Consider the following 11,020-nt stretch of genomic DNA (forward strand, 5'->3'; position numbering starts at 1 on the left):
AAATGGCAAAATTTAACCATATTGAAACGACCTTAGTTCAGTTAGGCAACCGCACCGACCCTCGCACTGGGGCGGTGGAAACGCCGATTTACCTTTCCACCGCTTACGGGCATAGTGGGGTGGGCGAATCGACAGGCTTTGACTACACTCGCACCAAAAACCCCACTCGCAGCGTATTAGAGCAGGGGATCGCCGGATTAGAGGGCGGCGATGCAGGTTTTGCTTTGGCTTCGGGAATGGCGGCAATTCAGTTAATTATGTCGCTGTTTAACGCCCCTGATGAATGGATTATTTCCAGCGATGTTTACGGCGGAACTTACCGCTTGTTGGACTTCTGCCACAAAAATAACAACACGGTGAAGCCCGTTTATGTAAACACGGCGGATTTGGCAGCGATTGAACAGGCGATCACCCCAAACACCAAAGCGATTTTTGTCGAAACTCCCTCTAATCCATTAATGGAAGAGTGTGATGTGGCGGCAATTTCCAAAATCGCCAAAAAGCATAATTTGCTGTTGATTGTCGATAATACTTTCTTAACCCCGATTTTGTTCCGCCCGATTGAACACGGGGCGGATATTGTGGTGCATAGTGCCACCAAATACCTTTCGGGGCATAACGATGTGCTGGCTGGCTTGATTGTGGCGAAAGGGCAGAGCCTTTGCGAACGCTTGTTCTATATCCAAAATGGGGCAGGGGCGGTGCTTTCGCCGTTTGATTCTTACTTAGCGGTGCGAGGTTTGAAAACCCTTGCGTTGCGAGTGGAACGCCACCAAGCGAACGCCACTGAATTAGCAAAATTCCTCGGCGAACAACCGCAAGTGGACAGCGTGCTTTACTCGGGCAAAGGCGGAATGTTGTCGTTCCGTTTGAAAGACGAAGCGTGGGTGAATCCATTCCTCAAAGCGATCAAGCTAATTACTTTTGCGGAAAGTCTAGGCGGCACGGAAAGTTTCATCACTTACCCCGCCACCCAAACCCATATGGACATTCCAGAACAAGAACGCATCGCCCGTGGCATTACTAACAACCTACTGCGTTTTTCGGTGGGTATCGAACACATTGAGGATTTGAAAGCGGACTTGTTGCAAGCTTTTGCTCAGTTGAAATAGAGCGACAAGCGGTTCGATTTCATCAAATTTTTACTAAAAGGGAACAAAAGTTCCCTTTTTGTTTTTCAATTTACAAAAAATCTCAGCAAAACCACCGCTTGGCTATTCCCTTTCGTGGTTTTTTCGGCTAATCTTTCGGCTCTTTTAGGTGGATAGACGGCTGGCTGTCTATCTTTTTGTCTTACAGAAAGTGAAAAAATTATGAGCAATTCATTATCTTCAAAAATTCTCGGCGGCAACTTGGTGTTGCGTATCGCCATTGGTATGGGGCTGGGGATTCTTCTCGCCCTTGTTAGCCCAAGTTGGGCGGAAAGCGTTGGCGTTTTAGGTCAATTCTTTGTGAAATCGTTGCGTGCGATTGCCCCTGTGTTGGTGTTCTTCCTTGTAATGGCATCGATTGCGAACAAGGAATTTGGTAGCGACAGCAAATTAAAACCGATTTTGGTGTTATATCTACTCGGCACTTTCGTAGCGGCTTTAACCGCCGTGGCGTTAAGTATGATGTTCCCAACCACCCTGCAATTAGTGGATAGCCCAGACGGTTTAGCACCGCCAGAGGGTGTGGCACAAGTGTTGAAAACCTTGATTTTCAATTTGGTAGATAACCCTCTCAATGCGTTGAGTAATGCGAACTTTATCGGCATTTTGGCGTGGTCAATCGGTTTAGGGATTGCGTTACGCCACGCTGCACCTAGCACCAAAACTTTGCTTAACGACTTCTCAAATGCAGTCTCTTTCGTAGTGAAAGTGGTGATCGCATTCGCCCCAATCGGCGTATTCGGCTTAGTGGCGGAAACGGTAGCAACTAACGGTATCGGTGCATTCGTGGGCTACGGTCGCTTGTTGGCGGTGTTGCTTGGTGCAATGGCGTTAGTGGCGTTCGTGTTGAACCCGTTATTAGTATTTTGGAAAATCCGCCGCAATCCGTACCCACTCGTGTGGACCTGTTTGCGTGAAAGTGGTGTAACTGCATTCTTCACCCGTAGCTCGGCGGCGAACATTCCTGTGAATATGGGCTTGTCTAAACGCTTAGGCTTGAAAGAAGAAATCTACTCGGTGTCAATTCCACTAGGTGCGAACATCAATATGGCAGGGGCGGCGATTACGATTACCGTTCTAACCCTTGCAGCAGCTTATACGCAAGGTATTCAGCCTGATTTTGGCACTGCATTATTGTTGAGCTTTGTGGCGGCAATTTGTGCCTGTGGTGCGTCAGGCGTGGCGGGTGGTTCATTATTGTTGATCCCACTGGCGTGTAGCTTGTTCAATATCCCGAACGATATTGCGGCACAAGTGATCGGGGTTGGTTTCGTGATCGGCGTGATCCAAGACTCTGCGGAAACCGCTCTCAACTCATCAACGGACGTATTATTTACCGCTGCGGTGAGTATGGCGGAAGATAATAAATAATCTTTCAGCCCTAACAAGCGGGTGGATTTGGCGAAATTTCGCAAATCCGCCCGTTTTGTTTTTGAGCCTTAGAAATTTTCAAAAATCCTACCGCTTGTTCGGGCAGAAATGCCACGAATAGTCGAAAAATGCAAAAAATATCCGCCTTTCCCCTTGTAATTTTGGCGGTTTTTGTCTAAATTCCCAAAGTTATTTTTCTTTTATCAGATAGGTCAAACAATGAACCAACTTGATTTAATCAAATCTTCCATTAAATCTATTCCAGACTACCCAAAAGCGGGCATTATTTTCCGTGATATTACCTCTCTATTAGAAGTGCCAACCGCATTCCAAGCCTCGATTGATGCGATTGTTGCCGAATTTAAAGATAAAGGCATTACCAAAATTGTTGGCACGGAATCCCGTGGCTTTATTTTTGGGGCACCCGTTGCGTTGGCGTTAGGCGTGCCATTTGTTTTGGTGCGTAAGCCGAAAAAATTACCGCGTGCGGTGATTTCCCAATCTTACACCCTTGAATATGGCGAAGACACCTTAGAAATCCACACGGATTCCGTCAAAGAGGGCGACAATGTGTTAATCATTGACGATTTGCTCGCCACGGGTGGCACGGTTGAGGCAACGGTAAAATTGATCCGCCGTTTAGGTGGCACGGTGGAAAATGCCGCTTTTGTAATTTGGTTGCCTGATCTCGGTGGTAAAGAACGCCTCGAAAAAGAGGGGGTAAATTCCTTTACCTTAGTGAGTTTTGAAGGACATTGATTGAGCAAGAACATTGGGCAAACGGCTCAATGTTCCTTTTATTTGTAGCTTATGAGTTATCAAGTCTTAGCCCGTAAATGGCGACCACAACGTTTTAGCGAAGTGGTGGGGCAGCAGCACGTTTTATCCGCCTTAGAGAATGGTCTGCGAGAGAACAGACTACATCACGCCTACCTTTTTTCTGGTACGAGGGGCGTGGGAAAAACCTCTATCGCTCGTTTATTCGCCAAAGGGCTGAACTGTGAAACGGGCGTTACGCCCAATCCGTGTGGCGAATGTGCGAATTGTAAAGCGATTGAAGAGGGGCGTTTTATCGATCTGATTGAGATTGACGCCGCTTCTCGCACCAAGGTGGAAGACACCCGCGAGCTACTTGATAACGTTCAATACAAACCCACGGTGGGGCGTTTTAAAGTTTATCTGATCGATGAAGTGCATATGCTTTCTCGCCACAGTTTTAACGCCTTGCTGAAAACCCTCGAAGAACCGCCTGAATACGTTAAATTCCTGCTGGCGACCACCGATCCGCAAAAACTGCCGATCACGATTTTATCTCGCTGTATGCAGTTCCATTTGCGCGCGTTGGAACAGTCGCAGATCAAGCAACATCTTGAATTTATCCTTAATCAAGAGCAGATCGCCTTTGAAGCCCCTGCGTTGGAAAAATTAGCCAAAGCGGCACAAGGCAGTATCCGCGATTCATTGAGTTTGACCGATCAAGCGATTGCAGTCAGCAATGGCAATTTAACCCTTGCTGCCGTCAGCCAAATGTTAGGGCTGATTGACGATCATCAACCCTTAGAACTCGTGCAAGCCCTCGCCCAAGCGGACGGTGAAAAAGCGATGGCTGTGATTCAAACCGTTGCCGAAAAAGGCGTAGATTGGGGGCAGCTGCTGAATGATGTGGCGGAAACCTTGCACCAAATTGCAATGTTGCAACTGCTTTCCCATTCCCACCAAGATGAAACCCAACTGCATTTTTTGGCGAAACAAATTCCGCCCGAAGATGTGCAGTTTTTCTACCAGCTAATGCTCACGGGCAAAAAAGAGTTGCCATACGCACCCGATCAACGTTCGGGGGTAGAAATGACGATCCTGCGAGCCTTAGCATTCCACCCAAAGCGGATTGAGCAGTTTGCCGTAATTCCCACAAGCCAACCTCAAACAGCTGCGGTTGAAACAAGAAAGGCAGAGCCTCAACGAACTCAACAAAATATTGCTCAACTTCGCCAACAATTAGGGCAAGATCAAGGCTCGCAAGCGGTCGGATCTTCGCCAATTTCGCCGAATAATCATTCCGCGGTGGCAAATAATTCGCCAAATCCACCCGCTTACAATCCGCAAAATGGTTCGCCCGCGTTAATGGCGATGCAGGCTCGCCAACGTTTGCAACAGGCTCAAACCGCCGTGCAACAGCAGGAAAAACAGCAGCAAGAAAAAAAAAAGTCTGAGCTAATTCCTCAAACCTTTTCTCAAACGGGGCAGGCGAATCAACATCAATCAAGCGATTTACAGCAACGCTTGATGAGTTTAGCCACCCCCGAGCAAACGGCAAAACCGAAAGCCGTTGAAAAAGCCGAAACCAGCAGCGATGAAGAATATCGTTGGACGTGGCTCAATCCCGAATTAGAAAACCAAGCAGAAAGTACCAAACCGTCCGACATCAAACAGGCGATTTTGCAAGAACGCACCCCCGAATTGGTGCAAAAAACCATTGCGATTTCCTGCGAGCAAGATGAATGGTGCAAAATCGTGAGCGAACTCAAATTAGGCGGGCTTTCTCGCCAAATTGCCCTCAACAGCTATTTAGCCGCCAAAGAGGGAAATCGGTTACAGCTCGTCCTCAAACCGTCAATGGCTCACTTAAACAGCCCCGAATCTCGCCAAAGCCTGCAAACCGCTTTGCAAGAACTCGGCTTTGATTATCAACTCGACATCGGCGAAAGCAACGATTTCCAAACACCCCTTGAATTTCGCCGCAAAATTTTTGAAAACCTCACCTTAGAGGCAAAAAAAGCGTTATTTGATGATCAGCCACTGAAATTACTACGAGAAGCCTTTGAGGCGGAAATTGATGAATCGACTATAAGGGCAGTTTAATGCACGCACTCGAAATCCAAAATCTAATCAAAACCTATCCAACGGGCGTTCAAGCGGTTAAGGGGATCAATTTAACCGTTGAGCAGGGCGATTTTTATGCGTTGTTAGGGCATAACGGGGCGGGGAAATCGACCACGATTGGGATTATCAGTAGCCTTGTCAATAAAACCAGTGGCACGGTCAAGGTGTTTGGCTATGATTTGGATCGCCAAAAAAGCCAGCTCAAACATCAGATCGGCGTTGTGCCACAAGAGTTTAATTTCAATCAATTTGAGAAAGTGATTGACGTGCTAACCCAGCAGGCGGGCTATTACGGCATTCCTTACAAACAAGCGGTGATTCAAGCGGAAAAATGGTTGAAAAAGTTGGATTTGTGGGAAAAACGGGATCACCTCACCCGCGAGTTGTCGGGCGGTATGAAACGGCGAGTGATGATCGCCCGAGCCTTGATGCACAACCCAAAACTGCTGATTTTAGACGAACCCACCGCAGGGGTAGATATTGAACTTCGCCGTAGCCTCTGGGATTTCTTGCGAGAGCTGAATCAGCAAGGCACGACCATTATTTTAACCACCCACTATTTGGAAGAGGCGGAAACCCTCTGTCGTCATATCGGCATTATTCAACACGGGCAGTTGGTGGAAAACACCTCGATGAAAGCCTTGCTTGCCAAGCTAGAAACGGAAACTTTTGTGCTAGATTTAGCCGAAAACCGACCGCTTGTGATCGAAAATTACCCCCACCAATGGCTAGATGAAACCACCCTTGAAGTGGAAGTGAAACGCCAACAGGGGCTAACCAATTTATTTCAGCAATTAAGCGAACAGCAGGCGGAAGTGTTGAGTTTACGCAACAAATCGAACCGCTTGGAAGAGCTGTTCCTCAAAATGGCAAATTAGGATCGGAAATGCAAAATTTTGTTGGTTTTTACACCTTAGCCGCCAAAGAATCCAAACGGGTGATCCGCATTTGGCGACAAACCCTTGTGCCACCGATGATTACCACCACCCTCTATTTTCTGATTTTTGGCAAATTGATCGGCGGACGGATTGGCGAGATGAACGGGGTCAGCTATATGCAATTTATCGCCCCTGGCTTAATGATGATGTCGGCGATTAACGCCGCCTATGTGAATACGGCATCTTCGTTCTTTTTGAGCAAATTTGTGCGAAACATCGAAGAACTGCTGGTTTCGCCCCTTTCCACCCATACGATCATTTGGGGTTACGTTCTCGGCAGTATCGTGCGAGGCGGTTTGGTTGGCTTGTTAGTAATGGCGGTAACCCTGTTTTTCGTGAGTTTTGAAATTCACTCGTGGTTGATGATTATCAGCACAATGTTGCTTACTATTATCAGCTTTGCCTTGGGCGGTTTGATTAACGCCGTGTATGCCAAATCTTTCGATGATGTCGGGATCGTGCCGACTTTCGTTTTAACCCCCTTAACCTATCTCGGTGGCGTGTTTTATTCGGTGTCGCTACTGCCCGAATTTTGGCAGGCGGTTTCGCAATTCAACCCGATTGTATATATGATCAACGGCTTCCGTTTCGGCTTTTTGGGGATCAGCGATGTGCCAGTGGCGTACACCTTTATCGTGCTAATCAGCTTTTCAGTGGGGCTATATTGGGTCGCCTATTGCTTGATCGAAAAAGGCGTAGGCTTGCGTACTTAGCGAGGAAAAAATGAAAAAATTTGCCTTAGCCTTATTCGCCAGCTTACTCACGGCAACCGCCACCAGCGAGCAGATTAACGTTTTTGCTGCTTCCTCAATGACTAACGTGTTGCAACAACTCGGCGAAAAATATCAGCAACAATATCCCGAAGATCAAGTGCAATTTTCGTTTGCTTCGTCTTCGGTGCTTGCCAAACAAATTGAGCAAGATGCCCCTGCGGATCTGTTTATTTCCGCCGATCAAAAATGGGCGGATTATGTGGCGGAAAAGCAACCGCAAAAAATTCAGCAAATCCGACCGCTTGTCAAGAACGATTTGGTGCTAATCGCCCCGAACGATAGCGATCTTCGCCCACAACCGATCGAGCAAATTGATTTCAAGCAGATTTTGCAGAACGATTATTTGTCGGTGGGTGACCCCGATCACGTTCCCGTTGGGATTTATGCGAAAAAAGCCTTGACCTCTTTCAATCGTTGGGAACAAATTGAGCCTCGTTTGGCGAGTGCGAAAAATGTGCGTGATGCCCTCTCTTTTGTGGAACGAGGCGAGTCGCCGTTAGGCATTGTGTATAGCACCGATGCCAACATCAGCACCAAAGTCAAAATTATCGCCACCTTTCCCCAAGTCAGCTACGGCGAAGTGGTTTATCCGCTGGTGCAATTAAGCGACAAAGCGGCGGCGAAACGCTTTGCCGATTATCTCGTTAGCGAGCAAGCCAAACCGATTTTTGAACAAGCAGGATTTCGTTTTTAGTCAATGTTTGAATTTAGCCCCCAAGAATTGAATGCGATTTGGTTGAGCCTCAAAGTGGCGTCCCTCGCCGTTTTGTTGGCGTTGCCGTGGGCGATTGGGGTGGCGTGGCTGTTGGCTCGCAAGCAGTTTTGGGGAAAATCCTTGCTCAACGGTTTGGTGCATTTGCCGTTGGTGTTGCCGCCCGTGGTGATCGGCTATTTATTGTTGATCCTAATGGCAAAACGAGGGTTGATCGGTCAGTATTTGTGGCAATGGTTCGGCTTTACGTTCAGCTTTTCGTGGAAAGGGGCGGTGCTGGCTTCGGTAATTATGGCGTTTCCGCTAATGGTGCGGTCGATCCGCTTGGCGTTTGAGAGTGTCGATCCCAAATTAGAGCAAGCCGCTCGCACACTGGGGGCAGGCCCGCTCAAATGCTTTTTTACGCTAAACCTACCCCTTGCATTGTCGGGGATTATCGCCGGCACAGTGTTGGGCTTTGCCCGTTCCCTCGGCGAATTTGGGGCGACCATTACCTTTGTGTCCAATATTCCCAACCAATCGAAAACCATTCCTGCCGCCCTGTTTACTTTTATTGAAACCCCGAACGGCGAACTTGCTGCCGCCCGTTTGTGTGCGGTGGCGATTGGCATTTCGCTAGTGGCGTTATTTTGTTCCGAATGGTTAGCCCAAAGGCAGAAAAAATATGCTCAACATTAACCTTGCACACCGTTTAGGCGAGCTGGATTTTCAGCTTGATCTCACCATTCCGACCCAAGGCGTTACCGCCATTTTCGGGCGGTCGGGGGCGGGCAAATCGAGCCTGATCAACTTTGTGGCAGGGCTACTTTCGCCCACTTCGGGCAAAATTTCCCTCAATCAGCGAGTGCTTTTTGATCGTGAACAGAAGATCAACCTGCCCCCCGAACAACGCCATATCGGCTATGTGTTTCAAGAGCCTCGCCTGTTTCCCCATTATAGGGTCGAAAAAAATCTCAAATACGGGATCAAGCGGTACGATCCCGACCATTTTTCGCAAATTACCCAATTATTAGGGATTAACCATCTGCTCGATCGCTTCCCCGAAAGTTTGTCGGGGGGCGAAAAACAGCGGGTGGCAATCGGGCGAACCTTACTGACCAAACCCGATATTCTGCTAATGGACGAACCCCTTTCCGCCCTTGATCTGCCTCGCAAAAAAGAGTTGTTGGATTATTTAAGCGAACTCGCCAAGCAGATCCAAATCCCGATTTTGTATGTGAGTCATAGCCTTGATGAAGTGGTGCGGTTGGCGGATCGTATTTTGCTAATCGAACAGGGCAAAGTGGCTGCCTTTGAGCAAACGAGCAAAGTGTGGCAAAGCCCTGCGTTTTCGGCGTGGTTGCCCCATTCGCAAAAAATTAGCCTGCTGGAATTGCCGATTTGTGAAGTGAATGAGACTTATCAAATGCTAGGTTTGCAATTAGGCGAGCAGAAATTATGGGTTTCGCCATTTCCTCGCTATCAACTCGGCGAAAAAATGCGGATTACCATTGCCAGCCGAGAGGTTTCTCTGGCTTTAACGCCCCCAAACCAAACCTCTATCCGTAATGTGTTGCAAGGCAAAGTGGTTGAAATTGAGCCGTTAGCGGATAAAGTGGATCTGGCGATGCAAATTGCCGAACATCGGATTTGGGCGACTATTAGCCGCTGGGCGTTTGATGAATTAGCGATTCAACAGGGGCAACAAATTTATTTGCAAATTAAAACGGTTTCCCTCTAAAAAGGCGAAAAAAATAAGAAATCCGACCGCTTGTGATTGATTTCATTCCTATTTTTGTCAGATTACTGTACAATATGGCACTATTTTTTAGCTAGAAAATAAATCAAGCCTTAAATATGCAGAACGAATCGGCACTGACTATTCCTGAACTGATTGACTGGACGCAAAAGCGAGAATTTTCCCTCTCGCTTTCGACGGATCGCCTTGCTTTCTTGCTGGCGGTCTCGATTTTCAATAACGAACAAGCCGAAGGCGAATTACTGGAAAGTGATTTGGTCGATCTGTTCCGCCACGTTTCTAATGCGTTTGAGCAATCGGAAGCGACCCTCGCTCAACGTGCCAACAACGCCATCAACGATCTCGTCAAACAGCGACTTCTCAACCGTTTCAGCAGTGAATTTACCGAAGGGTTAGCGATTTATCGCCTCACGCCATTAGGGGTGGGGATTGCCGATTATTATGTGCGTCAGCGTGAATTTTCGACCCTACGCCTTTCGATTCAGCTTTCGATTGTTGCCGATGAAATTCAACGTGCGTCAAGTGCGGCGGAAGAGGGGGGCGATGAATACTTCTGGCGAAATCAGGTGTTTGCCCCGTTGAAATACTCGGTGGCAGAGATTTTTGACAGCATCGATCTTTCGCAGCGAATGATGGACGAAAATCAGCAACATATTCGTGAACGAATTGCCGAATTATTAAGCAAAAACTGGCACGAAGCGATTGCCAGTTGTGAACAATTATTAGACGAAACCTCAGGCAACTTGCGAGAATTGCAAGACACCCTCAACGCTGCGGGCGACAAATTGCAAGCTCAATTATTGCGAATCCAATCCTGCCTAATTGGGCGTAATGATTTGGATTTTATCGACCAGCTCGTGATCAATTTACAAAACAAACTCGACCGCATTATTAGCTGGGGACAGCAGGCGATCGACCTCTGGATCGGCTATGACCGCCACGTGCATAAATTTATCCGTACCGCGATTGATATGGATAAAAACCGCGTATTCGGGCAGCGTTTGCGTCAATCGATTCAAGGCTATTTTGATGATCCGTGGCTACTTTATATTGCCAAAGCTGACAGCTTGCTTGATTTGAGAGATGATGAAACCCAGCTCAACGAAGCCGAAGCGGTAGGCGAGCTACCAACCGAATTAGAATATGAATCCCTTTCCGAAGTGCAAGAACAGATTGTCGCCCTAATGCAATCCCACCTCGCCCCTTATCGTGAACAGGGTAAACCGATTGATCTTGGTGCGATCTTACGCGAACAGCTTGCGATCTATCCGCTTTCACGTCATTTTGACGTGGCTCGCATTATCGTGGATCAAGCGGTTAAACTCGGAATGGCAAGCCTCGACAGCCAAGCCGTTTACCCACAATGGCAACCAATCAACCAAAACGGTGCCGAAGTGCAGGCGAATGTGATCGATCAATATAATAAATAAGGGTGCAAGCGGTCAGTTTGTACCAAA

Annotated in this window: 10 protein-coding genes; all 10 read left to right on the forward strand. The window is 47.6% G+C overall.

Going from position 1 to position 11,020, the window contains the following annotated elements:
• Nucleotides 1-2 precede the first annotated feature (2 nt).
• Nucleotides 3-1,112, forward strand: coding sequence for a methionine biosynthesis PLP-dependent protein (locus B0187_RS05455; RefSeq protein ID WP_078236852.1), 1,110 nt, complete (start codon nt 3-5; stop codon nt 1,110-1,112).
• A 201-nt stretch (nt 1,113-1,313) separates the two neighbouring features.
• Nucleotides 1,314-2,522 carry a serine/threonine transporter SstT gene (sstT, locus tag B0187_RS05460; protein ID WP_078236853.1) on the forward strand — a complete coding sequence of 403 codons (1,209 nt, stop codon included), beginning with the start codon at nt 1,314-1,316 and terminating at the stop codon, nt 2,520-2,522.
• 219 nt (nt 2,523-2,741) lie between these two features.
• Nucleotides 2,742-3,281: an adenine phosphoribosyltransferase gene (gene apt / locus B0187_RS05465; protein ID WP_078236854.1), complete on the forward strand. Its 540-nt coding sequence runs from the start codon at nt 2,742-2,744 to the stop codon at nt 3,279-3,281.
• Between the two features lie 51 nt (nt 3,282-3,332).
• Entirely contained in the window at nt 3,333-5,381 is a 2,049-nt protein-coding gene (gene dnaX, locus B0187_RS05470) for a DNA polymerase III subunit gamma/tau (protein WP_078236855.1), read from the forward strand.
• Nucleotides 5,381-6,280 (forward strand): ABC transporter ATP-binding protein, encoded by a 900-nt coding sequence (locus B0187_RS05475; protein ID WP_078236856.1) that lies wholly within the window; start codon nt 5,381-5,383, stop codon nt 6,278-6,280. The genes dnaX and B0187_RS05475 overlap by 1 nt, the downstream gene beginning before the upstream one ends.
• Nucleotides 6,281-6,288: 8 nt before the next feature.
• Entirely contained in the window at nt 6,289-7,053 is a 765-nt protein-coding gene (locus tag B0187_RS05480) for an ABC transporter permease (protein WP_078236857.1), read from the forward strand.
• 10 nt (nt 7,054-7,063) lie between these two features.
• The gene (gene modA / locus B0187_RS05485; RefSeq protein ID WP_078236858.1) at nt 7,064-7,807 is read left to right on the forward strand and encodes a molybdate ABC transporter substrate-binding protein; all 744 of its coding nucleotides are present in this window, start codon (nt 7,064-7,066) and stop codon (nt 7,805-7,807) included.
• Nucleotides 7,808-7,810: 3 nt separating this feature from the next.
• On the forward strand, nt 7,811-8,503 hold the full coding sequence (gene modB / locus B0187_RS05490; RefSeq protein ID WP_078236859.1) for a molybdate ABC transporter permease subunit: 693 nt from the start codon (nt 7,811-7,813) through the stop codon (nt 8,501-8,503).
• Nucleotides 8,490-9,545 (forward strand): molybdenum ABC transporter ATP-binding protein ModC, encoded by a 1,056-nt coding sequence (gene modC / locus B0187_RS05495; protein ID WP_078236860.1) that lies wholly within the window; start codon nt 8,490-8,492, stop codon nt 9,543-9,545. The genes modB and modC overlap by 14 nt, the downstream gene beginning before the upstream one ends.
• Nucleotides 9,546-9,661: 116 nt before the next feature.
• On the forward strand, nt 9,662-10,993 hold the full coding sequence (gene mukF / locus B0187_RS05500; protein ID WP_078236861.1) for a chromosome partition protein MukF: 1,332 nt from the start codon (nt 9,662-9,664) through the stop codon (nt 10,991-10,993).
• The last annotated feature ends 27 nt before the right edge of the window (nt 10,994-11,020 follow it).

It is taken from the genome of Haemophilus paracuniculus (genome assembly GCF_002015115.1).
GTDB classification, from domain to species: domain Bacteria; phylum Pseudomonadota; class Gammaproteobacteria; order Enterobacterales; family Pasteurellaceae; genus Haemophilus_E; species Haemophilus_E paracuniculus.

What these genes read in the sequence shown, in the direction of transcription:
- B0187_RS05455 (WP_078236852.1), top strand. Translation starts at nt 3, where the DNA reads ATGGCAAAATTTAACCATATTGAAACGACCTTAGTTCAGTTAGGCAAC.
- sstT (WP_078236853.1), top strand. Translation starts at nt 1,314, where the DNA reads ATGAGCAATTCATTATCTTCAAAAATTCTCGGCGGCAACTTGGTGTTG.
- apt (WP_078236854.1), top strand. Translation starts at nt 2,742, where the DNA reads ATGAACCAACTTGATTTAATCAAATCTTCCATTAAATCTATTCCAGAC.
- dnaX (WP_078236855.1), top strand. Translation starts at nt 3,333, where the DNA reads ATGAGTTATCAAGTCTTAGCCCGTAAATGGCGACCACAACGTTTTAGC.
- B0187_RS05475 (WP_078236856.1), top strand. Translation starts at nt 5,381, where the DNA reads ATGCACGCACTCGAAATCCAAAATCTAATCAAAACCTATCCAACGGGC.
- B0187_RS05480 (WP_078236857.1), top strand. Translation starts at nt 6,289, where the DNA reads ATGCAAAATTTTGTTGGTTTTTACACCTTAGCCGCCAAAGAATCCAAA.
- modA (WP_078236858.1), top strand. Translation starts at nt 7,064, where the DNA reads ATGAAAAAATTTGCCTTAGCCTTATTCGCCAGCTTACTCACGGCAACC.
- modB (WP_078236859.1), top strand. Translation starts at nt 7,811, where the DNA reads ATGTTTGAATTTAGCCCCCAAGAATTGAATGCGATTTGGTTGAGCCTC.
- modC (WP_078236860.1), top strand. Translation starts at nt 8,490, where the DNA reads ATGCTCAACATTAACCTTGCACACCGTTTAGGCGAGCTGGATTTTCAG.
- mukF (WP_078236861.1), top strand. Translation starts at nt 9,662, where the DNA reads ATGCAGAACGAATCGGCACTGACTATTCCTGAACTGATTGACTGGACG.